Origin of the sequence: Streptomyces sp. NPDC005784 (assembly GCF_042871525.1) — a bacterium.
In the GTDB taxonomy this organism is placed as follows: domain Bacteria; phylum Actinomycetota; class Actinomycetes; order Streptomycetales; family Streptomycetaceae; genus Streptomyces.
Genome location: NZ_JBIAIQ010000071.1, coordinates 1 through 22,932 on the forward strand (window position 1 = coordinate 1; position 22,932 = coordinate 22,932).

The following is a 22,932-nucleotide window of genomic DNA, read 5'->3' on the forward strand; positions in this document are numbered from 1 at the left end:
CGGCTGACGGAAGCAGGGCTTCTGAAGTCGGGCGGGCGGCAGCGTACCGACGCGACGTATGTGCTGGCCGCGGTGCGACGCCTCAGCCGCCTGGAGCTGGCCGGAGAGAGCCTGCGGGCTGCTCTGGAGGAGCTGGCCGTGATCGCGCCGGAGTGGCTGCTGCCGCAGGTCGAGCCCGAGTGGGACAAGCGGTACGGGCGCAGGATCGAGATCCGGAAGGTGCCCGGTGGGCCGGAGGCCGTGATCGCGCGGGCGGAGGTCTTCGGACGGGACGGGCAGAAGGTGCTGGCCGGCCTGTGGTCTGCCGACGCGCCGGGGCGTCTGCGGACCCTTCCCCAGGTGCAGGTCCTGCGACAGGTGTGGGTCCATCACTACTACTGGGACGAGGAAGGGCAGCTGCGCTGGCGTGACGGGCACGCGCTGCCACCGGCGAGCCTGCGCTTCGATTCCCCCTATGACACCGACGCGCACTACTGCACCAAGAACGGCACCGAGTGGAGCGGCTATCGCGTGCACTACACCGAGACCTGCGAGGAACAACGGCCCGAGATCGTGGTGCACGTGGCCACCACGATCGCCCCCGTCCAGGACGGTCAGCTCACCGGGCAGATCCATGACGACCTGGCCCAGACAGCCCTGACGCCTGCTGAACACGTGGTCGATGCCGCATACATCACCCCGGCTCATGTCCAACGCGCCCAGCAGGTCCACGGGATCACACTGCTCGGCCCGATCGTCGCCGACCACAGCCGCCAGGCCAAGAGCGGCAAGGGCTTCGGGAAGTCCGCCTTCACCATCAACTGGGGGAACCAGCAGGCCACCTGCCCCCAGGGCAACCTCAGCCGGGAATGGCGCCCCCTGCGCATCAGCGGCCACGACTACATCCAGGTCAAGTTCGACAAGGCCACCTGCCGGGCCTGCCCCGTCCGCACCCAGTGCACCGACGCAGTCAGCGGACCGCGCTCGCTCGCGCTGCTGCCCACCCGCGAACTGCACGAGATCCAGCAGAGCAACCGTCTGGACCAGCAAACCGGAAACTGGCAGCGCCGCTATGCGATCCGTGCCGGCATCGAGGCGACACTCTCCCAGACTGTCCGGAGCAACGGCCTACGGCGTACGCGCTACCGCGGGCTCGCCAAGACGCACGTCCAGCACATACTCACCGCCATGGCCTGCAACCTCACCCGCACCGCCGACTGGATCGCCGAGACACCCCGAGGACGCACACGATCAAGCCGATTTCACACCCTCTGCACCGCAGCCACCGGATGACTCCTGAAGATCACCAACAGAGTCATGCCGTTGCTTTGTGGATCTGCTGGTTGGGGTCTGGTGATGAGGACGGCTTGGGTGCCGGTGCGGGTCGGTTGTGGCCAGAGCCGGTGTTCAGGTCGCCACTCGTAGGCCCGTACCGGGATCCCAGGTCGGGCAGAATGCCGTCGGCCCATGCAGCCCGCTTCCGGGACCGCTCGGGGCTCCGCATGGCTCTCGTCGGTGTCGAGTACCGTTCTGGCGTGTCCATGCCTCCGGCGTCGCAGTCGCCGTACCAGAGGTCCTCCCGCTCCGGGGGCGCCGCGCCCCCGGCTCCGCCGGAGAAGAGTCGGGTCGGCCTCATGGCCCGGATCATCGGTGGAGTCCTTGTCCTGATCGTCGCACTCCTGACGACGCTGGTGCTGGGCGGAAAGAAGCTCGAGAGCAGCTATCCGAGGGCCGAGCACGTCCTGACCGTGCCCGGGGCATTGGTCGACGGCCGCTACAAGCTGACCAGGGACGACTCCACGACCATGGCCTGACGCTGAAGAGGAGCTGGCGGACCTTTTCGGATCGGCTTCGGAGCATCTGACGGGAATCTGTCCGCGCCGGCCCCAGGTGCGGGCGCGTGGCGGCGTCATCGCGAACCCGCCCTCGTCCTCGAAGACGACGAAGGCTCCGAGCGCCGCCGCGGTGCTTCCACCTGCGGCTGCACGTCCCTCTTCCAGAGCTCGACCGCATGCTCGTCACGTTCCAGCGCACGACGGGCCGGGCACTGCCAGGACCAGCCGTGGCAGTGCGGCAGCCGCCGGCGAGCACGAGTCTGCTAGCTGTGTTTACTGCCAGAGTGACGCCATTTCCTACAAGCTCCGCGAAAGGGCCAGAAACCGCCGCGTCAGCCGATGCCTGTACGGGGAGGGATGGGCTGGTTGACCGGTCAACTGCGAGGGGGCTGCGTGGCACGGCGGGACTTCGAGAAGATCCTGGGCGAACTCGGCGACATACGACAGGCGGTGCACGACTCTTCCACCGGACTCACGGGACTGCGCAAGGACCAGGAAGACCTGCGCCGCAAGGTGCTGGAAACAGTCCAGCAGGGCACCACAGGGCTACGTGAGGAGAACCGGGAGCTGCGGCGCCGCCAGGAGAAGATGCTCACCGACCTGGCGGATGCCCGTACCGGCGTCGAGGCGTTGCGGCAGGAGCTCGCGCAGGCGTTCTCGCACATTGTCGGTGCGCCGGACTCTGCGCGTGCCGCAGAGCGCGTGTCGTCTTTGGAGTTTGTGGAGCGCGAATCGCAGCCGCTGGATGTGGCGGACGTCGACGCTGGTGACGGGTGGAGGGAAGAGGCAGTGAACGAGATCCCTGGCCCGGTCAGTGACGGCGAGGAAGAACAGCGGGCCCGGGACGGGCTGCCGGAGGTCGTCACCGTGCCGGCAGCCGCTACGCAGGTCTCTGCGGCGGTTGCTACCGCCCCGGCAGAGCCTTCGGCGGACCCGGCAGCCCCGGTGCAGCACAAGCAGGACCGCGCTCAGCACCTGGAGAGCGTGCTGCGAGCCGCAGCCATCGCTTCCGCCCGCGTGATCTGCCATCGGGACACCTGGTCGTTCCTCATCGAGCAGACCTCCCAGCACCCCCACTTCCGCCTCCCTGAACGCATCAACGACCTTGACGACGGAATGATCGAGACGTCTCTGTCCGGCCGCTCCGTCCTGGCTGTCCTGGTCACCATGCGCAAAGTCAGCGACGACTACGCCTCAGTCGACGAAGTCATGGCCACCTGGGCCCTGGCCTGCGCGGTCTACCAGCGCACCCGGCTCGCCGTCACCGACACCACCCACACCCGGCCCGACGGCGCCCAGGTCACCACCATCGTCCTCGACGACCGCCCCACAACCACCGGTCAGGCAGCCTGACCGGCCAGTCCAGGCCCCTGTTCGCTACCGGCCGCACGCGAGAGCGGCAGCCTCGCCGGGCGGCCGTGTCAGGAGGAGCCACATCGCGTGGTCGGCTGGCCGATTGCGGGAACGGGCAGAGCGCGTTCACTGTGGCCTTCACCCGCTCGGAGCGTGTCCGTCAGCTCTGGAGATCGTTTCACCAGAGATCGCGTACACGGGCCCGAACCTGAAACGCGAGCGCTGAGGACTCTGGCTTCCGCTGCCCGCTCCGGAGTCTTCAGACGTAGCCCGGTCCCTGTAACGCTCTGGCAGGGACCGGGTTTCCTGTTTGTACGTCCGCTTCCACACCCCAAGAGATACGGTGGCCGGCGCAGAACGGACAGCCCCAGGCACGGCCGTCGTCCAGCTGCTCCCCCACAATGTCCTGCACAGCCCTCCACGGGGCACTGAGCCATGGCCTCATGTGGGACCCTTCACACCCGCTGGGTGAGGCTTGCTACGCCTCGGCGTGAACGATGGTGTCGGACCCTTCCGCGGCAACAACGCGGATCCCTTCCTCTTCATCGCAGAGCAGTGACGCGTGGCGCACACGCATCTCCCATTCCGGCGGCCAGCAGGTCGTGTCGTCCCAGAGGATTCCGTCCAGCAGCAGCCCTTCCAGCTGGGCGTTCGTGAGATCCGCGCCGACGAAGTCGTTGCTGGCCTGTTGAACTTCGGCGACAGCCTTCGCCAGAGCAGTTGCCTCTTCGCAGCCTCGTACCAGATCGTCCATCAGGTCCTGGGCGATTGCGTTGACCCCGAACAGGTATGAGCGGCCAGCGGTTTCAAGCGCCTCGATGGTTGGGGCGAGTTCTTCGTCCAACAGTTCCCGGATGCTGTGGAGCTCACCGATGAGCCGGTCCGCAGGGCTGGCGAGTGTTTCCTCCACAGCGCCGAGGTAGTCCGGGCGGGCAGGAAACTGTAGGCGCCGGTTCGACTCCGGCAGTTGAGAGATGCTCTCGAGATGGCCCCGCAGGTTGCCCAGCACGGTGTCCACGTGGCTCATCGGTTGTGCGGTGTCACTCAGAAGGTCACACAAGTCCTGGACGATGCGGACTGCAGCCCGCATGGCCTCGGCCAGGTCACGAGGCCAGTAGAGGCGCACCAGCCGCAACGCTTCCTCACGGTGCTTGACGCGGATGGCGGCGGGGCGGCGCGACAAGGCTCCCCGCTCGGTCAGATGGGCTTGGAGCGCAGCGTTGCGCTGGACCAGGGCGTCGCAGACGTCCCTGGAGAGGCGGCGGTTGACGCTGGTCCCCAGAGTGCGGTGCGTCGCGCTCAGGAGGCGGTCCAGGGCGAGATCCGGAGAGCGCAGTTCGGGCGGCCCCCCGAGAGCATTGAGACGGTCGTTCACGGCGATTCCGAGATCGTCGTGGACTGCTGTCAGCAAGGCTTCGAGGTCCTCGGTGTGGCGACGGTCGGCCCCGTCAGTACCGCGGGACTCGTTGCCGGTCATGCCTTCCCCCTCTCGTTGACGAATCGTCCTTCCAGGTGCAGGCCCTGCTTCAGGGCCGCTCGAGCGCGCGCAAGGTTTTGGCGGACGGCTGCCTGCGTGGTGCGCATGGCGCGCGCGCTCTCCGCCGTGGTGAAGCCGTCCAGGTGCCAGGCCATCGCGGCGCGCTGTTTGGCCGGCAACTGCAGCAGTAAGGAGATCACTCGGCGTTGTTCTTCTCCGAGTTCGGCGGCGTGGGTCGGGGTGTCCCAACGCAGGCTCGTCTGCGGTTCCGGCAGATCCGCGCAGGCTTCTTCGAGCTTCACTTGCTGGCTCACCCAGGACCGCCAGGCGACGGTGCGCAGCCAGGCGCGGGGGTAGCTGATGGAGACGCCGGGGGCGCACATCTGGGTGAAGGCGTCCTGGGCTGCGTCCTGGGCTTCGGTCCAGGACGCTCCGTGCAGGAGCAAGAAGCGGACGAGTGCCGGGTACTGCTCGTCATGCAGCAGGCCGGCGAGACGGATGCCTGGTTGCGGGTCCGCAGTCCTCTCGAGGGGCTCGGCCAGATGGAGGTCAGTGCTGAGGGCGTCCTCCACGGTCATCACCCCCGGCACAGCCGTGTGGAACCGCGCCGGAACAGCGGTGAGCGGGGTGGGAAGCCAGAGCGGCCGGTGAGATCAGGCAGCGGAGCCGGTCAGTGTGTGCGGCCTCCGCGATGAGCGTCCTCTCCACGGACGCCTTCACCCTCCCCTGAGCGATCCCCACTATGCCCTTGACGACACTGACTGCCACGGTTACCACCGCTCCCACGATCACAGGCTCCATGCCGCACTCTTCCCTTTGCCAACGAGCACCCGGTTCTGCCGCGTGCACCACAACAGTGCTGATTTCTGGGCCAGTTGTGACATCCGGCTGGTCACGCGGGTGAGCGCAGCATCGAGGGCTCGCCGACGCGTCACGCGTCCCGTACGAACGGCCCCCGTACTCCCCGTTCCGGCCCGACCTCGATATGGCCCCGGCGGGTTGAGCTACCTGCTGTTGCCGGCGCCGCCCGAAGGGCGCCTCCCAGGGGGGGTAGGCGCGCATGCCGGCACGGCAGCCCGGGCGGTGCCCGCGGTCTCGGTCAGCCTCCCTGGTGCATTGTGAGCGCGGGCGATGAACGGCTCCGTGACCGCCGTCGTCCCAGTCCGTCGCAGCCGCACCCGCTTGTGGGGCCCGCACCAGGAAGGGAGTGCCGCTCCTCACTCGTGCTCTGTCGGTACCGGCCGGACTGACGCGGGGGATGGCTGGAGTGCGGCTGTGTCCCGGTAGGGGCGGGTGTAGCGGGTGGCGGCGTCGAAGGTGAGGCCGAGCAGTGCGCAGATGATGCGTGGGTCTGCGCTGGTTGGTCTGCGCTGGTCTGGGCTTCGTCGATGATGCGGTCGTCGTGCAGGAGCCGGCTGGAGGCGGGGTAGTGGCGGTAGAGCCAGGATGGCTGACGGGGCTGGTGGTCAGGGCGGTGTGGTGGGTGAGGAAGAGGTGGGGGTTGGCAGCGTGCGGCCAGCGGTGGGCGAGGTAGGCGGCCAGGCGTACGCGTACCGGTTCGGCCAGGCGGATGGTGCGGCCGGGCAGGGACAGCCGGCCGTCGTCGAGGCGGCGGGCGTCGTCCAGGCGGCGGGCGTCGTCCAGGCGGCGGGCGTCGTCCAGGCGGCGGGCGTCGTCCAGGGTCAGATGGCGGATCTCGCCGGGGCGCAGGGCGTGGAAGGCGAGCAGGGCGGTGATCGCTGCGCGGTCGTGGACGGTCGAAGTACGCGTCAGCCGACCCGAAGACCGACCGCCAGCGTCAGTTCAAGGACCCGGTGTGGCGATGCGAGATCCGGAAACAGCTCCCGCAGCTGCGACATCCGGTACCGGACTGTCTGGGGATGGACGAACAACGCCGCCGCCACCTCGTCCCGCCTGCCCTGGTGCAGCAGCCACTCCCGCAATGTCTCCTCCAGCCGCCGTGCGGTCGCGACAGGCAAGGTCCGCAACGGTGCGAGGGCTCGGGCACGCAGGTCTGCGAACGCGTCCACGTCGGCGCTCAGCACCAGCTCGGGCAGGTGGTCCTCGGTGTCGCGAATATCGGAGGAGAGGGAACGTGCGCGTACGGCTCGTGCGTACGAGGCGGACGCACGAGTCCACGGCCGGGCCGGCCCGACCACGGCGGTGCGGTCGGTCAGCTGCCGCAAGAGACGTGATCGGTCGGCATCGGGGACGAGCAGCACACCGGTGGCGTCCGGCAGATCGTCGAGGACGAGGGTGTTCGGGTCGAGCGCGCGGTAGGCAGGCCGGGCCTGGGCGGCGGGCAGCAGGACCGCGGTCAGTGAAACCGGAGGCTGCCACTCGGCCCGTTGAACGGAGGCCAGCAGCACGTCCGGGCTCGCGCCGGCGAGGAGGTCGCGGGCCAGGTGTTCCAGGTGGCGCTCCTGGGCCCTCCCCTGGGCGGCCAGCTCGTCGGCGTGGCCCGCGGCGCTCGCGGCCGAGAGCTCGTCGATGTAGGCGAAGGTCAGCTCGGCGAACTTGGCGACCTCGGCGGCGGGCAGACCTGCGGGTACGGCACCCGCCGCCAGGCATCGCCAGGCCACGCGGGCGCCGACACGGTAGGCGCTGAGCAGGGCGTCCATCGAACGGCCGTCGCGCACCTCGCCGCGGCCCAGCTCGTAGGCTGCGTCACCGGCGTCGCCGCCTGTGGCGTTCCCGCTCGCGCGGTCCAGGTAGTGCCCCAGGGCTGTGCGCACGGCTCGGCGGATGGTGCCGCCCATGGTGCCCGAAAGGGCGTTGGCGTAGGAAGGGACCTCGTCGATGATCGCCTGGACGACCTCGTCGGCGGTGGTCTTCAGCGCCGCCCGAAGCGCGGTGACAGTCGTCTCGTCCAGGGCCAGCTCGCTGGCCCTCCGGATTGCATGGCTCACGTTTTTTGTTCCCTGCGAACAATTCAGCCGACCAGATTTACGTCCTGCGGTCAGGACTTTACGCCTTGAGGCACAGCAAGCTGGAGTCATGACACGTACAGCCCTCCGCAGCAGGGCGTGGAAAATGCTGGAGATGGTCACGACGCCGCTGCTGCCGTCGGACTACCTCGACCTGGTCAGCCCGTTGCGTGCGGGCGCTGACCTGCGTGGGCGCATCGAGGCCGTGCACCCCGAGACGGGTGACGCCGCGACTGTCGTGATCAGGCCGGGACGAGGCTGGCGCGGCCACACAGCCGGTCAGTACGTGCGGATCGGGGTCGACGTCGACGGGGTGCGCCTGTGGCGTGCCTACTCCATCACCTCGCCGACAAACCGCCAGGACGGCCGCGTCACGATCACCGTGAAGGCGATCCCGGACGGCAAGGTCAGCAACCACCTGGTCCGCAGGGCGAAACCGGGCACGCTGATCCAGCTCGACCAGCCGACCGGTGACTTCGTGCTGCCGCAGGCCAAGCCCGCCAAGGTGCTCTACCTGACGGCCGGCAGCGGCATCACGCCCGTGATGGGCATGCTGCGCGACATCGAGTTCGACGACGTCGTCATGGTCCACTGCGCGCCGCGGCCGCAGGACGTGATCTTCCGCAACGAACTGCACGACCTGGTCGCGGACAAGAAGTTGCGGCTCACCGAGGTGCACACCGACACGGACGGCATGCTCGACATCGCCCGGCTCGACGAACTCGTGCCCGACTGGGCCGAGCGCGAGACCTGGGCCTGCGGGCCCGCGGGCCTGCTCGACGCCGCCGAAGAGCACTGGACCGAGCACGGTGTCCAAGAGCGCCTGCACACCGAGCGCTTCCGCCCCAGCATCGTCGTCGCCGGCGACGGCGGCGAGGTCACGTTCAGCGCCACCGGCAAGACCGTCGACGCGGACGGCGCCACGCCGTTGCTGGACATCGGCGAGGAGGCCGGCGTGCTCATGCCCTCCGGGTGCCGCATGGGCATCTGCTTCGGCTGCGTCACGCCGCTCAAGGCGGGCGCCGTCCGCGACCTCCGCACCGGCGAGATCACCGAGGCCGAGCCGGGCGTCCTCATCCAGACCTGCGTGTCCGCCGCGGCGGGCCCCTGCGACATCGAACGGTAGGAGCACCTTGACCGCCATCGACCCCACCGCCCACCTGACCGCGGAGCAGATCGAGGAACTGGGCCGCGAGCTGGACGCGATCCGCGACGAGGTGATCGCCGGCCGCGGCGAGAAAGACGCCGCCTACATCCGCAAGGTCATCTCGGCGCAGCGCAAGCTCGAGCTGGTCAGCAGGGGCGTGCTGCTGTTCTCGATCTTCCCGCCCGCGTGGCTGCTCGGCACCGCCGGGCTGTCCGTGGCGAAGATCATGGACAACATGGAGATCGGCCACAACATCCTGCACGGCCAGTGGGACTGGATGCGGGACCCGAAGATCCACTCCACCACCTGGGAGTGGGATCACGTCTCGCCGTCCGAGCAGTGGAAGCACTCGCACAACGAACTGCACCACACGTACACCAACGTGATCGGCAAGGACAACGACCTCGGCTACGGCATCATGCGCGTCGACGAGGACCAGAAGTGGCACCCGTTCCACATCGGCCAGCCGCTCTGGAACTTCATCAACGCCTGCTTCTTCGAGTACGGCATCGCAGCGTACGACCTGGAGCTCGGCAAGAACCTGAACAAGCGCCGCCGCAAGAACCCGGAGTTCCGCGCGCGGGCCAAGGCCGTGGGCCGCAAGATCCGCAAGCAGGTGCTCAAGGACTACGTGATCCACCCGCTGCTGTCGGGCCCGTCGTTCCTCCCCACACTCGCCGCCACGTTCACCGCGAACCTGGTCCGCAACATCTGGACCCACTCGGTGATCATGTGCGGACACTTCCCCGAGGGCGTACAGGTCTTCGAGCGCCGGTCGATCAGGGGCGAGACGCGCGGCCAGTGGTACCTGCGCCAGATGATGGGCTCGGCGAACATCAGCGGCAGCAAGGCCATGCACTTCATGACCGGCAACCTGTCGCACCAGATCGAGCACCACCTGTTCCCGGACCTGCCGAGCAACCGGTACGCCGAGGTCGCGGTGAAGGTGCGCGCGCTGTTCGAGAAGTACGAGCTGGAGTACGTCACCGGCCCGCTGCCCAAGCAGGTGTTCTCCGCGTGGCACAAGGTCTTCCGGCTCTCGCTGCCGAACAAGGAGCCCAAGGTCGAAACGCCGGACCGCGAGCAGGAGCTCGTCGCCGCCTGATTCCCGGTACTGGTTCAGATCTCTCGGCCGTACCGGCGGCACCGCCGGGTTCGGTGAGATCCATTGCGGACGGTGGGCGACCGTGACGTCAGACCGTACGACACGGGATCCGGGGCAGGCCGGTGTCCGGCTGCGCTGCCTGGACGTGCGCCTGGCTTTGTTCATGAGAACGGGTTTTGTGGCGGGTGACGCTCTGTCATTGCTCGATATCGAACAGCGGGATGGACGGTGATGGCGGAGCAAGGACTGTGCGAAGGCGGTTGAGGTCGGCTCGCCACTGCTTCCAGTCTTCCGGGTCGACCCAGTTCGAGGCTGGCCCGGCCTCCTCGCTGATGACGCGAGCGAGGGCCTCGTCCGCGAGCGTCCGGAGATCGTCAGTGAACGCGGGCATGAGTTCTTCAGGGCCGTAAGGTGTGTCGATTGGGTCGCCGCCAGGGCATTGCGCCGCAATCAACGCGGCGGCGGCCACCGCCTCTTCTCCTTCGGGGCGGCTGGTCAGGTCGGTCGGTGGTGGAGCCCGATGTGCTCAGGCCGGACGCCGTGGATCCTCCAGATACCGCAGGACCGCGGCGACCCGCCGGTCCACCCGGTCCGTCGGCGACAGGTCGAGTTTGGCGAAGATGCTGCGGATGTGTTTGTGGACGGCTCCCTCGGTGACGACGAGCCGTTCGGCGATGGCGGTGTTGCCGAGCCCCTCGGCCATCAGGGCGAGTACGTCCCGCTCGCGGGGACTGAGCCGGTCGAGGCGGGTGTCCTGGTGGGAGCGGGTGAAGAGCTGGCCGACGACCTCGGGGTCGATCGCGGTACCGCCGTCCGTCACGCGCCGCAACGCGTCCAGGAACTCCTCCACCCGGCCGACGCGTTCCTTGAGCAGGTAGCCGAGACCGCTCACACCACTGGTGAGCAGTTCGGTGGCGAAGGACTGCTCGACGTACGCGGACAGCACGAGGACCGCCAGGTCGGGCCGCCGGCGCCGGGCCTCGACCGCCGCGACGATCCCCTCGTCGGTGTGGGTCGGCGGCATCCGTACGTCGAGGATGGCGACGTCCGGCTTGTGTTCGTCGATGGCGGCCAGCGCCTCGTCTGGGGTGCCCGCGGTGGCCACCACGTCGAGGCCCTCGGCGCGCAACAGCAGAGCGAGGCCCTCGCGCAGCAAGGGGTCGTCCTCGGCGATCACGATCCGCATGTCACGATCCACAGGGAAGGTCCACCTTCAGGGTTGTCGGGCCGCCGGGCGGGCTGGCCAGGGAGAGGGCGCCGTCGTGCGCCGCGATCCGGCGTCGGATGCCGGTGAGTCCGGAGCCGCCGTCCTCGTCCGCGCCGCCCCGGCCGTCGTCCTCGACGCACAGGTGGAGGCGCCCGCCGCGGCTGCGCGCGATGACGGTGGCGCTTGCGGCGCCGCTGTGTTTGGCGATGTTGGTCAGAGCCTCGGCCACGATGAAGTAGGCGGTCGCCTCGACGGAGGCGGCACACCGTTCGGGTACCGCCACGTCGATCCGGCAGGGCACCGCGCAGTTCGCGGCGAGCCCCGAGAGCGCGCCGGCCAGCCCGCGGTCGTCCAGCACCGGGGGCAGGATGCTCCGGGAGACCGTGCGCAGCTCCGCGAGGGCCTGCTCGGCGGCGGACTGGGCGCGTTCGAGGAGTTCGTCGGCGCCCGCGGGGTCGCGGGCGACCATGCGGCGGGCGGCGCCGAGCAGGACGGTGACGGAGACGATCCGGTTCTGGGTGCCGTCGTGCAGGGAGCGCTCGATGCGGCGCAGTTCGGTGGCGTGGGCGTCCAGGGCGGCGGCACGGGTGGCGGTGAGTTCGGCGACGCGGCGCGAGAGATCCGTTTCCGGTCCGGCCGCGAGGAGCAGGCGTCCGGGCCGGGCCTGGGAACGGGCCAGGCCGGGGCCGAGCCCCAGGATGATGGCGATCCAGCCCACGCCCAGCATGACCACGGCGAGCGCCTGTGGCCAGGAGTGTGCGTGGCCGAGCCCCACGGACGTGGCGGTCGCGTCCTTGGGAAAGAGCTTCCAGTACAGCGGAAAGAGACTGTCGCGCGCGGCGATGACCGGCAGGAGGACACCGAGGAGCCCCAGGAGGAACCCCAGGGTGGCGTGCCGGGCCAGCCAGTGCAGCTCCCGTCGGGTGGTGGGGTCGACGAGGGCGAGCCGCAGGCGTGTCGGCGGAGGTTCCGGGGTGATGACCTCGAGGCCCCGGCGGCCGAGCCGGCCGCGTTCCCGGCCGGCCAGGGCGTGCAGCGCGCTCAGGACCGCGGGCGCCATGAGCAGTCCCACCCCGACGAGGCTCGTCACGGCGGTGACCGCCAGCCAGAGCAGCACGAGCAGCGCGAGGAAGGCCGTACCGAGCCCGGAGGCGAGTTGTGCGATCGCGGCGCCGGCCGCTCTCGTGGTCCCTACGACGGTGTCCCTGAGGCCCACCCGCCCGTCACCGGCTGTCGCGTCCTGCTGAACCGCCATCCGTTCTCCCTCCCTTCCGCCGTGTTTCACGAGCGTGCACCCGCTTCGCGAACGACCCTATGACGTCCACCAGTTCGCCGTCAGCCGCGGGGTGGAGGTACAGCCTGCTGTACCTCGAACCGGGCGGGCTGCGGGATCGGCCGGGAGGGGTGTCGATCCGTAGCTTCGGTGACGTCAGCCGGAACCCCCGGACCCATCACTCAGCACCACGGGAGAAGCCCCATGGCGACCACCGACCCCTACCGCCTCACCACTCCCGCCGACGGCACGCGCGGAGCGTCGCCGCCCGCCGTCACCGGCGGGGAGGTGATCCGTACGCTGCTGTGGATCCTGGTCGTGGCCGGCGTGGTCGCCAACACGGTGGCCACCTACGCCGAAGCGGACATCTGGGTGCACCTGGCCTGTGGTGCGGTCACCGTCTTCGGCGCGGGCACCCTCGCCGTGCGCCACCTGCGGGGCCGTCGATGAACGCCGCCTTCGCCCGGACCCGTCGCCCGGCGGCCACCGCACACGACGCGTCGACGCCGGTCATCGCCCTGGACCGGGTCGTCAAGGAGTACGCGGGAGGCGTACGCGCCCTCGACGAGGTGTCGCTGACCGTGGCACGCGGCACGTTCCTCGCGGTGATGGGCCCCTCGGGCTCCGGCAAGAGCACGCTGATGCACTGCGCCGCGGGGCTGGACTCCCCGACGTCGGGCAGTGTCCGTATCGACGGCCACGAGATCGGCGGCCTGAACGAGAACCGCCGTACCGAACTGCGCCGGGAACGCGTCGGTTTCGTGTTCCAGGCGTACAACCTGATCCCCTCCCTCAGCATCGCGGACAACATCCTGCTGCCGCTGCGACTGGCGGGCCGTACCCCGGACCACGACTGGCTACGAGCTCTGGTGGAGCGGGTCGGTCTTGCCGACCGGCTCACCCACCGCCCGGCCGAACTCTCCGGTGGCCAGCAGCAACGGGCCGCCGTCGTACGGGCGTTGGTGGCCAGGCCGGCCGTCGTGTTCGCCGACGAGCCGACCGGCGCGCTGGACCTGCGCAGCGCCCACGAGGTCCTCGACCTGCTGCGCGACCTCGTCGACGAACTGCACCAGACGGTGGTGATGGTCACCCATGATCCGGCCGCCGCGGCCCGGGCACACCACGTGCTGGTGATGGCCGACGGCCGGGTGGTCGAGGCCCTCGAAGCGCCGAACGCCCCCGAACTGGCCCGCCGTCTCGTCGCGTTGGCAGGGGGCTGAGTCATGTTCAGTCTCGCCCTGCGGATGGTCGGACGCCGGATCACCGCGCTGATCGCCGTGGCTTGCGCGGTTCTCGGCGGCGCGGCCCTGATCACCGGTACCGGCGTACTGGCCGAGTCCGGCCTGCGTTCCCACCTGCCCGTCGGCCGTCTCGGCGGCGCGGACGTCGTCGTCGCGGCCGACCAGGAGTTCCACCCGAGCGGCGACCTGCCGATCGCGCTCCCGGAACGTCGTACGGTCCCGGGCGAACTGGTCCGGGAACTGGCCGAGTTGCCGGGTGTCACCGAGGCGGTCGGCGACATCGGCTTCCCCACCGCCCTCGTCGACGCCCATGGACGGGTCGTACCGGCCGGGGATCCCCGGGCATCGGGGCACGGCTGGTCCTCGGTGAAGCTGCTGGACGGTGCTCAGGTCCACGGCAGCGGGCCCTCCGGTTCCGGCGAGATCGCCGTGGACAGCGCCACCGCCACCGCGGCGGGAGTGAAGGTGGGCGACCCGATCGAGGCCGTCGCGGGCGCCCGGCCCGCCGCCCGTTATCGCGTCTCGGCGGTCGTCGACGCGCCGGGCGCCGGTGTCTTCTTCGCCGACACGACGGCCGTACGACTGTCCGGGCGGGACGGCGACTCGCGCGCCGGGACCGTCGACCTCATCGGTCTGCGCACCGCACCCGGCTCCGAGGAGCGGGTCGCCGACGAAGTCCGTACGAAGCTGAAGGGCACGGGGTTCACGGGGCTGGAGGCGGTCACCGGTGCGAGTCGCGGGGACCTCGTGTCGCCCGGCGCGGGCGCGAGCCGCTCCCTCCTGGTCCTTCTCGCCGGTTCGCTCGCCGGCATCATCCTGCTGATCACCGGGTTCGTCATGGCGAGCGCGCTGGCCGTGTCGATCGCCGGGCAGCGCCGCGACCTGGCGCTGATGCGGGCCGTCGGCGCGACTCCGAAGCAGATCCGGCGACTTGCCGCCGCCCAGTCCACCCTCGTCGCGGCCATGGCCCTCGTCCCCGGTGTGGCGCTCGGCTACCTGCTGGCCGGGCAGTTCCGCGGGCTGCTGGCGGACCGCGGGGTCGTTCCCTCCGAACTCCCGCTGACCCTCAGCCCGTTGCCCGCCCTCGCGACGATCGTCCTCATGGCCCTGGTCGTACAGGTCTCGGCACGGGGCTCGGCCTGGCGCACCTCCCGCATGCCGGCCACCGAGGCCGTCGCCGAGTCGCGCAGCGAGCCGCGCGAGCCGTCGCGGACCCGGACGCGCATCGGCCTCCTCGTCATCGTCGCCGCGACCACCATGTCGGCCACACCCCTCTTCTCCCGTACCGCCATCGGCGCGACAGCCACCTCCATCGCGGGCATTCTCGGCGCGATCGGCCTGGCCCTGGCCGGCCCGGCTCTCGTCCGGGGCATCGGGAACGCGGCGGCCCGGCGCACCCGCTCCGGCGTCTCCGCGCCGACCTGGCTGGCGATGGCCAACGTCCGCGCGTACGCCCTGCGCAACGCGGGAATCGTCAGCACCCTGGCCATGGCGGTCGTGTTCGTCCTGACGTACACCCTCACCCAGACCACCGTGCTGGCCGCCACGGCGGACGAGACCCGCGTCGGCACCCTCGCCCAGCAGCGCCTCGGCGCGCCGGGCCTGGGCGGACTGCCCGACGGCACGCTCTCCGCCGTGCGTGACACGACCGGCGTACGGGCGGCTGCCCCGGTGAGCACGACCACGGTGGTGTGGCCGTACAAGATGTTCGGCGACACGGAGACCGATTCCGGCTCCGCGACGATCCTCACCCCGGACGCGTCGGACGTCCTCGACCTCGATGTACGGGCGGGGAGCCTGGACCGTCTCACCGGCGCCACGATCGCCGTGAGCAGCGATGTCGCCCGCTCGCGCGCCGCGGAAGTGGGCCATCGGGTGAGCCTCGTCCTCGGGGACGGCGCACGGGTCGACGCCGAGGTCGTCGCCGTCTACGCCCGTGCTCTCGGCTTCGGCACGGTGGTGCTTTCCCACGACCTGGCGGCCGGACACACCACGACGGGGCTCGACCAGAGCATCCTCGTCCGCACGGACGGCACGGCGACCACCCGCCAGGCACTGACAGCCTTCGCCGCGTCCCACCCGGGTCTGGCACTGGAGGACACGAATCCCCCGTCCGGCGACGGTCTGAGGGACGCCCCGCCCGAGGTGTGGATCAACCTGGCCGTCATCGTGGTCCTGCTCGTCTACCTCCTGCTGAGCATCGCCAACAAACTCGTCGCCGCCACCGCCCAGCGCCGGGTCGAACTGGGGGCGCTCCGCCTCATCGGCACCACACCCCGTCAGATCCGCGCGATGATGCGGCGCGAGGCAGCGGTGACCGCCGCCACCGCGCTCACCACGGCCCTGCTGCTGTCCGCCGTGCCCCTCGCGCTCCTGGGCCAGGGCTTCCTCGGCCGCCCCTGGCCCGCGGGCCCCGCCTGGCTGCTGCCCGGCCTCGCGCTCACCGTCACCGTCACGGCATTCCTCACCATCGAACTCCCCACCCGCCAGGCGCTGCGCACGCCACCCGCCGACGCCGTCCGCGCCCAGTGACCCGGCTCGCGTCCACGACGAGGCGGGACCGCTCGTCCGGCGATACGTCCGGCCCTGTCGGGGGTGCCCCTGCGGCCTGATGCCACCGCGCTCAGGCGAGTACGGCGGGGCCGCCCCCTGCGATGACCCACCATGACGCCGCCCTCGGCCCGGCGGCGACCACGGCTCCGTTCGACGGCGGTACAGCCTCCTGTACCCCCACTCGGGGCGCGCACGGCAATGATCCGCGGACGCGTGACTGGTGTGCTGAACACGTCACGTCAGCCGGCTTCCGCCACAGCTCCGACCGCTTCCGAAGGGACACCACGGTGAGCAGCATCCAAGACCCCGTCAGTATCGAAACCCGACCGGCCGACACGGGCCGCGAGCACGGCACCGGCCTGCGGGGCAGCATCCGCCGCCGCCCCCTGACCTGGTTCTTCTCGCTGGCCTACCTGCTGAGCTGGACCGCATGGACGCCGTACGTCCTGTCCGAGAACGGCCTGGGCGTCTGGCACTTCGTCTTCCCCGGAGGCGGCCCCGGCAGCCAGCTCTTCGGCGTCCTGCCCGGCGCCTACCTCGGCCCGATCCTGTCGGCACTCCTGGTGACCGGCGCGACCGAAGGGCGCCGCGGACTACGGGCCTGGCGCGGCCGGATGACCAAGTTCAAGGTCGGCTGGCGCTGGTACGTCGTGGTCCTGTTCTCGGTGCCCGCCGTGCTGACCCTCACCGCGGTCGCGCTGTCCGGCCGCGGTCCCGCGATGCCGCCCGTCGTCATGCTGGCCGCGTTCCTGCCCGGCCTGCTCGTGCAGATGATCACCACCGGGCTCGCCGAGGAGCCCGGCTGGCGCGAGTTCGCCATGCCCCGCCTGCAGCGCCGCTACGGCCCGCTGCTCGGCACCCTCGTCGTCGGTCCGCTGTGGGGCGCCTGGCACCTCCCGCTGTTCCTGACCCAGTGGGGCAACTGGCCGCACGTGTCCTGGACCACGCCGCTGGAGTTCATCGCCAGCGCGATCGCCTTCAGCTTCGTCATGACATGGGTGTTCAACCGCACCGGCGAGAGCCTGCCGATGGCCATGCTGCTGCACTGCGGCGTCAACAACTACATGTCCCTCGCCTGGTCCGCCATGTTCCCCACACTGTCCCGCGAAGACGCCGCACACGCCTTCCTGCTCAGCGCCACCGCCGCCGCCCTCGTCCTGTTGGTCACCACCCGCGGCCGACTGGGCTGCCCACCGGCACACGACGCCTCCGCACTGCCGGGCCGGACGGCTTGACCGCGGCGGTCGTCCACATCGTGCGCGGGATCGGACTCGCTCACCTTGTGGACTCCACCGTGTACCAGCCGCCGGCCAGTGCGGCGATGGGCAGCCGTGCGACGGCCTCGGCAGCGACGCCTCCGAGCCCGTACCGTTCCTCGGCGGCGTCGCCCACGGCGCCAGCGTCCACCACGAATTGCGGTACCTGGTCCAGGCGGGACTGTCGCCGGCCGCCGCGCTGCGGGCCGCGACCCCGGCACGTCGCTTTTCCCTGGACGACCGCGGACGCATCGCCGAGGGACTGCGCGCCGATCTGCTGCCGGTGGACGGCGACCCCACCACCGACATCGACCACACCCTCGACATCCGCGCCGTCTGGCGCCGGGGCACCCGCGTCGCGGCGAACTGACCCGACCAGGTCGAGGTGAAGGCCACCTACCAGGGCGCCGCCGCGGGCCAGGTCGCCGCGATTGCGACCCTGATCAAGTCCGCCGACGACACAGGCGAGAACGACAAGGGCCCCTACTTCAAGGACGCGGACGGCAAGACCGTACGCACCCTCACTGCCCTGACCACGGACGCGGACGGCCGGCTCGTGCTGCCGAAGCTGTATGCAGACGACACCACCGGCACCTTCCTGCTCCGCATCACCACCACCGGCGGGGCCACGCTGACCGTCGAACTGACGGTGGCCGCCCCCGCCTCGTAGAACCGCGCCGCCACCGCGCAGCCCGTGCGTCTCCATGGCGCCTCCTCGGCTCACGCCGCGGGGGCGCCCCGATCCGTTGTGTGCGCGACGGAATCACTCACACGGAAGGATGCCTCATGGCGGAAGACGATTTCGAGGGCCAGGCGGAACGACAGCGAGCGGCCGGAGATCTTGCCGCGGCCCTGGCCTTGTCTCTGCGGGCATGGACCGGCCCGGACGATGAGGTCGCGGAGAAGAACCTCGACCTCGTGCACGAATGGGGCGACATCGACGCCGCGCTGGAGCTGATCACCACGGCCGCGGAGGCAGGCAACACCGGGGCGTACGAGGCACTGGCCGACCTGCTGATCCGGCTCGAGCGGCCCGAGGACGCCGTCGCGGCCCTGGAGGGGGCTGCCCTCGGCGGCCGGAACGTGACACCGTGGACCGCGGCGGTCCTGGCCGAGGAGCTCGAGGACAGGGTACGCGCGGAGGAGTACTACAAGCAGGTGCTGGCCGAGGGCAACCCCCGGGCGCTCAACGACTACGGCGTCTTCCTCAGCGAGGACGACGAACGGCTCGACGAGGCCGCCGATCTGCTGGGCCGGGCGATCAGCCAGGGCGACACCATGGCGGCCGCGGCAACCTCGGCCGACTCCTGGCCAACCGGGAGGAGCACGCGGAAGCCGTCGCCTGGCTACGGAAGACTCTGGACGCTGGAGAACGGTCGGTCCTGGTCGCGCTCGGCAAGGCGCGGCCGAGCAGGCCGTCGGTGACATGGAGGCGGCCGGTGCCCACCTGCGGGAGGCCTGGCCGAACACATTGCCGGCGCCCACTTCGCCTACGCGCTCCACCTGGCCGACAACGGCTCCCACCACGAGGCCGTGCGCCGCCGCGGATGACGGGGAGACCTACGCCTACCTGAACCTCGCACTCCTCCACGAGGAGCTGGAGCAGTGGGAACAGGCCGACCGCCGCTACCGGGATGCGATCAGACACCGGGACGAACTCGCCTTCGCCAACTACGCGCTGTTCCTCTCGGAGCAGGGACGGGGCAGCGAGATCGGCGCGCTGCTCGCCCCGACAGCTGAACTCGACCTCGATCCTGAGGACATAAGCAACTTGAGTGGGCGTCTGACCTTGGAGCGGTGCGCTTGTCACCTGCGCTGATGGTCCGCAGCCGTCCGCGCCCGTCCGCCGTTGTTCGCTGGCGTTGTTCGGACTTGCAGTCTCGCCTGAACGGCGGTGAACGGGTCTGAACGAGACGGAAATTGAGACGAGCCGATGAACGCCCCTGCCACTTGACACCGCCGCGGTGTCAAGGCTGTCCTCACCCTGGAGCTGCCCCCCAGCCTGAGGAGGAAGCCTCACTGCCTCCTACACTCCTGGCGTGTTTGATACGTCGAACCTCTTTCACGTTTCGTCCGTGCTCAATCGGCGGTCGATCGCACAGCATGGCCTGGACTGGACCCGGATGGGCGCCGCACGGGGAATCGCCGGCAGCCGCCGCCCTGAGGCGGAGGGAATCTTCGTCTGTCGGGACGAGGAGACAGAGTTCTTCCTTCAGATCAACAACACCGGTGGGCCGGTTGGTCTCTGGGCCGTGGACGGCATCGATGAGGGGTTGCTCCTCGACAACCGCAACGGATTCTTCTACCTGCCCGGCCGCATACCAGCCGCGCGAGTCCGCCTCGTGCGATCAGACATTCCTCCGCAGCCTGGTTTTTGACTTCGAGCGGCGGTACGGCTGGGGCAGGCCCACGCGGAATCTGGATGCGTACTCGGCGAAGATGTGGTTGCAGCGCAGGTGGGCCAGGGTCGTCAGGAGGTTCGTCGGCTCCTCCCGATCGCGCACCCCGTTGACGTGACCTGTGCTCTCGCTCAGTGCGCACCGCACGTCGCGGTCGACGGAGTCTCAATGGCCGAGTGAAGCCGTCGACCGACCACCGTGCCCCTCGATGCGAACTATGGGCGCAGTGGTCGCTGAGGTTTGTCGGACACATCAGACGGTCGCTCGGGGCGGGTGAGGGTCGGGGCTGGTTGCGATGGTTGCTGTAATTCCCTGCTGTACAACAACCATACTGAGCACCGCTCCAGGCGGCACCGACTCGCGAGCTGTTGCCTGCTGGAGTCAGGTTGAGACAATCACAAGGGTGTTGCCCTACCCATTCCCTCGTACACTCCGCCAGGTGAAGTGGGGAAGATCAGCGGGCGTCATCGCTCTCGCACTCTTGCTGAGTGCCTGCAGCGCGGAGTTCGATCCGCTGTTTGTAGAGGGCGGGAGTTCCGCTCCGGTGATCGGCTGGCGTGAGTGTCCAAGCGCCAAGCGCGACGGCATCGCCGAGGTCAGCCTATATCGGTGGGATCACGATGGCACTGTCGATGAGCCGGGTGAGCTGGTGTGGCGCATCAAGGCTCCCCAGGGGATCACGATGCATCGGATACATCTCGGAAGCTCCCCTCGAGGTTTCACGACGCAGCTCCCTCTGTCCGTCACGTTGGACCCCACAGCCACGTACGCACTGCGCACCAACATGACTTCAGATGATCTCGTCTCGGGGTTTCTCACTTTCCAGCCCCGCCAACTCGACACCGGGCGTCTGGTCTTCGGCGACGGCAAAGAAGAAGCACGAAGGGCGTATGACGATCGAGACGACGAGGACTTCGGCTGCTTCAGTAACTGAGAGGTCACTGTCTGCCCCTGTCCGTCGACGTTGGTGTCAGCTGCTGGTGTCAGGAACCGGGGCGGACTTGACTCGGGGCCGCCTTGCAGAGTCACGCCCGTAGCGGGTTGCCGCCAGCGTGAGCCCTGAAGCAAGGAGGCATCGCGTGATCGAGTTGTCTTCGGTGATCAGGAAGATCAGAAGCGGTATCACGATCACGAGGTGCCAGTGCGGGTGATTCCACCGACTGTTCTTGTCTGCCATGTCGCCCCTTTCTCGGGCCGCACTTTAGCTCGCGGTTGGCAGAGCGGTCCCCGTGATCCTCAACCCACCACCTTCCCTGGCTGCCATCCCGTCTGCCGTCGGCCCACACACCGTGGAGCGGGCGTGGTTCCTGGCGTCCAGGTGGAGCGCGCCACTGTACGAACGACTGTGAGGATTGGTTGCGGCATCACCTCCGTTGTCAGTGCGGGCGACTACGGTGCGTCCACCAGCGAGGGCAACACCCTGGGAGGGGCTTTGGGAGCCAAGACGGGCTTTCTGGTGTACGCCGACGGCGACGTTCCGGGGCTGCTGCACGAAGTGGGCACAGCAGACCTCGAGCGCACAGTCGGCATGATGCGGCGGCTCTACCCGGGCTGGGAGATCGAGGTGAGCAAGGGCTCGAACCTCTGGAGAGTTGTGCACCCCCCGTTACCTTCTTCGTGGCTCCGCAATGGGGCCTCCGGCCTTCGGGTCCGGCATGACTTCCCCCCCTTGTTGCGGTTGATGATCCGGGGGGTGGTGTCACCGGGCCCGGGGGCATCGACGGACCGCTGATGAGGGGCTTGAGCACCGGCTTCACCCGAGCCGGAAGAGCTCTCCGTAACGTGGGTGTGGCAGCTCGGTGCCGAGGCAAGGCCGGACGAAAGCGTCAGCGGAGGGGCCTGCACGTGATCGACACCAGCGACATCGACGTCTTCCTCGGCCTGGACGTCGGCAAAGGCGAACACCACGCCACCGCCGTCACACCGGCCGGCAAGAAAGTCTTCGACAAGCGGCTGCCCAACACCGAGCCCAAGCTCCGCGAACTGTTCGCCAAACTCCAGGCCAAACACGGAACGGTGCTGGTCGTGGTCGACCAGCCGGCCTCGATCGGAGCCCTGCCGCTGGCGGTCGCGAGGGACATGGGCTGCCCGGTCGCCTATCTGCCCGGCCTGACGATGCGGCGGATCGCCGACCTCTATCCCGGCGAGGCCAAGACCGACGCGAAAGACGCGTTCATCATCGCCGACGCGGCCCGCGCGATGCCTCACACGCTGCGGGCCATCGACGGCCAGGACGAGACGATCGCCGAGCTGGAGATGATCGTCGGCTTCGACGACGACCTCGCCGGCGAAGCCACCCGGGTCGCCAAGCGAATCCACGGCCTGCTGACCCAGATCCATCCCTCGCTGGAGCGGGTGCTGGGGCCTCGGCTGCAGCACCCGGCTGTCCTCGCTCTTTTGGGGTGGTTCGGGTCACCGGCCCAGATCCGCAAGGCCGGACGGCAGCGCCTGATCACACTGTTACGGCCGAAGGCACCGAGGATGGCCGAACGGCTGGTCGAGGAGATCTTCGCAGCCTTGGACGAGCAGACCGTCACCGTTCCGGGCACCGAGGCAGCCACGCTGATCGTCCCGAGCCTGGCCGGATCCCTGACCGCCTTTCTTGACCAGCGCAAACTGTTGGCCGGACGGATCGAGGAACTGCTGGAAGCCCACCCTCTTTCGAAGGTCCTGATCTCGATGCCGGGAATTGGGATCAGGACCGGAGCCCGCATCCTGATCGACGTCGGCGACGGCAGCACCTTCCCGACCGCCGGCCATCTCGCCGCCTACGCCGGACTCGCGCCCGCGACCCGCAGTTCCGGGTCCTCGATCCGCGGCGAGCAGCCGTCACGGAGGGGAAACAAGCAGCTCAAACGGGCCTTCGTCCTCTCCGCGTTCGCGGCCCTGGGAGACCCGGCATCGCGGGCCTACTACGACAAGAAGATCAGCCAGGGCAAACACCACACCCAGGCCCTGCTCTGCCTCGCCCGACGACGAGCCGACGTCCTGTTCGCCATGCTCAGAGACGGCACCTTCTACGAACCTCGGACAACCGGAACGAGGTGAGGGCAACGAGCCTGCCTGCGAACCGAGATCGCGCAGGTGACCGTGGCCTCGGCATACTCCCCATAGGCGGCCATTTACGGCCCCACTGATGGCCAGCGGTTTCCCCGCGGATGGCCAGATATCTCCCCGCTC

Annotated in this window: 23 protein-coding genes and 2 pseudogenes; 17 read left to right on the forward strand and 8 right to left on the reverse strand. The window is 69.4% G+C overall.

All coding sequences use genetic code 11. From position 1 onward, the window contains the following. Together ACFYR3_RS43995 and ACFYR3_RS44000 are read left to right on the forward strand one after the other, a co-directional pair. On the forward strand, positions 1–1,272 hold a 1,272-nt coding region (locus tag ACFYR3_RS43995), incomplete at its 5' end, for a transposase (RefSeq protein ID WP_389287951.1). A gap of 242 nt (positions 1,273–1,514) precedes the next feature. Next, positions 1,515–1,793, forward strand: a complete 279-nt coding sequence (locus ACFYR3_RS44000) for a hypothetical protein (RefSeq protein ID WP_389287953.1) — start codon at positions 1,515–1,517, stop codon at positions 1,791–1,793. A gap of 95 nt (positions 1,794–1,888) precedes the next feature. Here ACFYR3_RS44000 and ACFYR3_RS44005 read toward each other — a convergent pair whose 3' ends face one another. Next, a complete protein-coding gene (locus tag ACFYR3_RS44005) occupies positions 1,889–2,056 on the reverse strand; it encodes a winged helix-turn-helix domain-containing protein (protein WP_389287979.1) in 168 nt (55 codons plus the stop codon). A 151-nt stretch (positions 2,057–2,207) separates the two neighbouring features. Between ACFYR3_RS44005 and ACFYR3_RS44010 the strand changes: the two genes are divergently transcribed. Beyond that, positions 2,208–3,167 carry a hypothetical protein gene (locus ACFYR3_RS44010; RefSeq protein WP_389287955.1) on the forward strand — a complete coding sequence of 320 codons (960 nt, stop codon included), beginning with the start codon at positions 2,208–2,210 and terminating at the stop codon, positions 3,165–3,167. 478 nt (positions 3,168–3,645) lie between these two features. Here ACFYR3_RS44010 and ACFYR3_RS44015 read toward each other — a convergent pair whose 3' ends face one another. From ACFYR3_RS44015 to ACFYR3_RS44025, 3 genes are all read right to left on the reverse strand, one after another. Continuing rightward, entirely contained in the window at positions 3,646–4,644 is a 999-nt protein-coding gene (locus tag ACFYR3_RS44015; protein WP_389287957.1) for a hypothetical protein, read from the reverse strand. Continuing rightward, positions 4,641–5,216, reverse strand: a complete 576-nt coding sequence (locus ACFYR3_RS44020) for an RNA polymerase sigma factor (RefSeq protein ID WP_389287959.1) — start codon at positions 5,214–5,216, stop codon at positions 4,641–4,643. Before ACFYR3_RS44020 ends, ACFYR3_RS44015 begins: the two co-directional genes overlap by 4 nt. A 1,197-nt stretch (positions 5,217–6,413) precedes the next feature. Next, on the reverse strand, positions 6,414–7,553 hold the full coding sequence (locus ACFYR3_RS44025) for a helix-turn-helix domain-containing protein (protein ID WP_355858342.1): 1,140 nt from the start codon (positions 7,551–7,553) through the stop codon (positions 6,414–6,416). A gap of 88 nt (positions 7,554–7,641) precedes the next feature. On the opposite strand from ACFYR3_RS44025, the gene ACFYR3_RS44030 reads away from it, so the two are divergent. The 3 genes from ACFYR3_RS44030 to ACFYR3_RS44040 are packed head-to-tail and all read left to right on the forward strand — an operon-like array spanning position 7,642 to position 10,055. After that, positions 7,642–8,697, forward strand: coding sequence for a ferredoxin reductase (locus tag ACFYR3_RS44030; protein WP_355858345.1), 1,056 nt, complete (start codon positions 7,642–7,644; stop codon positions 8,695–8,697). 7 nt (positions 8,698–8,704) lie between these two features. Beyond that, on the forward strand, positions 8,705–9,823 hold the full coding sequence (locus ACFYR3_RS44035; RefSeq protein ID WP_355858348.1) for an acyl-CoA desaturase: 1,119 nt from the start codon (positions 8,705–8,707) through the stop codon (positions 9,821–9,823). Positions 9,824–9,881: 58 nt separating this feature from the next. Beyond that, positions 9,882–10,055 carry a DUF6207 family protein gene (locus ACFYR3_RS44040; protein ID WP_355858366.1) on the forward strand — a complete coding sequence of 58 codons (174 nt, stop codon included), beginning with the start codon at positions 9,882–9,884 and terminating at the stop codon, positions 10,053–10,055. Here the strand turns inward: ACFYR3_RS44040 and ACFYR3_RS44045 are convergent. The 3 genes from ACFYR3_RS44045 to ACFYR3_RS44055 are packed head-to-tail and all read right to left on the reverse strand — an operon-like array spanning position 10,020 to position 12,285. Continuing rightward, positions 10,020–10,322: a DUF4259 domain-containing protein gene (locus tag ACFYR3_RS44045; protein ID WP_389287981.1), complete on the reverse strand. Its 303-nt coding sequence runs from the start codon at positions 10,320–10,322 to the stop codon at positions 10,020–10,022. The genes ACFYR3_RS44040 and ACFYR3_RS44045 overlap by 36 nt on opposite strands. Positions 10,323–10,349: 27 nt before the next feature. Next, positions 10,350–11,009 (reverse strand): response regulator transcription factor, encoded by a 660-nt coding sequence (locus ACFYR3_RS44050; protein ID WP_355858372.1) that lies wholly within the window; start codon positions 11,007–11,009, stop codon positions 10,350–10,352. 1 nt (position 11,010) lies between these two features. Next, the gene (locus ACFYR3_RS44055; RefSeq protein WP_389287961.1) at positions 11,011–12,285 is read right to left on the reverse strand and encodes a sensor histidine kinase; all 1,275 of its coding nucleotides are present in this window, start codon (positions 12,283–12,285) and stop codon (positions 11,011–11,013) included. Between the two features lie 222 nt (positions 12,286–12,507). Here ACFYR3_RS44055 and ACFYR3_RS44060 point away from each other — a divergent pair, with 222 nt between their 5' ends. From ACFYR3_RS44060 to ACFYR3_RS44075, 4 genes are all read left to right on the forward strand, one after another. Beyond that, positions 12,508–12,753 carry a hypothetical protein gene (locus ACFYR3_RS44060; protein ID WP_389287963.1) on the forward strand — a complete coding sequence of 82 codons (246 nt, stop codon included), beginning with the start codon at positions 12,508–12,510 and terminating at the stop codon, positions 12,751–12,753. Then, positions 12,750–13,523, forward strand: a complete 774-nt coding sequence (locus ACFYR3_RS44065; protein ID WP_355858357.1) for an ABC transporter ATP-binding protein — start codon at positions 12,750–12,752, stop codon at positions 13,521–13,523. Before ACFYR3_RS44060 ends, ACFYR3_RS44065 begins: the two co-directional genes overlap by 4 nt. 3 nt (positions 13,524–13,526) lie before the next feature. Then, positions 13,527–16,076, forward strand: coding sequence for an FtsX-like permease family protein (locus ACFYR3_RS44070; protein WP_389287965.1), 2,550 nt, complete (start codon positions 13,527–13,529; stop codon positions 16,074–16,076). Between the two features lie 308 nt (positions 16,077–16,384). After that, on the forward strand, positions 16,385–17,332 hold the full coding sequence (locus ACFYR3_RS44075) for a CPBP family intramembrane glutamic endopeptidase (protein ID WP_355858363.1): 948 nt from the start codon (positions 16,385–16,387) through the stop codon (positions 17,330–17,332). Between the two features lie 40 nt (positions 17,333–17,372). Here ACFYR3_RS44075 and ACFYR3_RS44080 read toward each other — a convergent pair whose 3' ends face one another. Then, positions 17,373–17,507, reverse strand: a complete 135-nt coding sequence (locus ACFYR3_RS44080; RefSeq protein WP_389287967.1) for a hypothetical protein — start codon at positions 17,505–17,507, stop codon at positions 17,373–17,375. Between ACFYR3_RS44080 and ACFYR3_RS44085 the strand changes: the two are divergent. The 7 genes and pseudogenes from ACFYR3_RS44085 to ACFYR3_RS44115 form a co-directional block, all read left to right on the forward strand. After that, a pseudogene (locus ACFYR3_RS44085) lies at positions 17,442–17,723 on the forward strand (amidohydrolase family protein); the annotation flags it as partial. The gene ACFYR3_RS44080 and the pseudogene ACFYR3_RS44085 sit on opposite strands and share 66 nt — an antisense overlap. A gap of 3 nt (positions 17,724–17,726) precedes the next feature. Beyond that, positions 17,727–18,020, forward strand: a pseudogene (locus ACFYR3_RS44090) (lytic transglycosylase); the annotation flags it as partial. Between the two features lie 119 nt (positions 18,021–18,139). Further along, complete coding sequence (locus tag ACFYR3_RS44095) at positions 18,140–18,778, forward strand: tetratricopeptide repeat protein (protein WP_389287969.1); 639 nt, start codon at positions 18,140–18,142, stop codon at positions 18,776–18,778. A 1-nt stretch (position 18,779) separates the two neighbouring features. Further along, positions 18,780–19,172 (forward strand): hypothetical protein, encoded by a 393-nt coding sequence (locus ACFYR3_RS44100; RefSeq protein WP_389287971.1) that lies wholly within the window; start codon positions 18,780–18,782, stop codon positions 19,170–19,172. 220 nt (positions 19,173–19,392) lie between these two features. Next, the gene (locus tag ACFYR3_RS44105) at positions 19,393–19,731 is read left to right on the forward strand and encodes a hypothetical protein (RefSeq protein ID WP_389287973.1); all 339 of its coding nucleotides are present in this window, start codon (positions 19,393–19,395) and stop codon (positions 19,729–19,731) included. Between the two features lie 460 nt (positions 19,732–20,191). Next, positions 20,192–20,686 carry a hypothetical protein gene (locus ACFYR3_RS44110; RefSeq protein WP_389287975.1) on the forward strand — a complete coding sequence of 165 codons (495 nt, stop codon included), beginning with the start codon at positions 20,192–20,194 and terminating at the stop codon, positions 20,684–20,686. Between the two features lie 911 nt (positions 20,687–21,597). Beyond that, entirely contained in the window at positions 21,598–22,800 is a 1,203-nt protein-coding gene (locus ACFYR3_RS44115) for an IS110 family transposase (protein WP_389287977.1), read from the forward strand. Positions 22,801–22,932 lie beyond the last annotated feature (132 nt).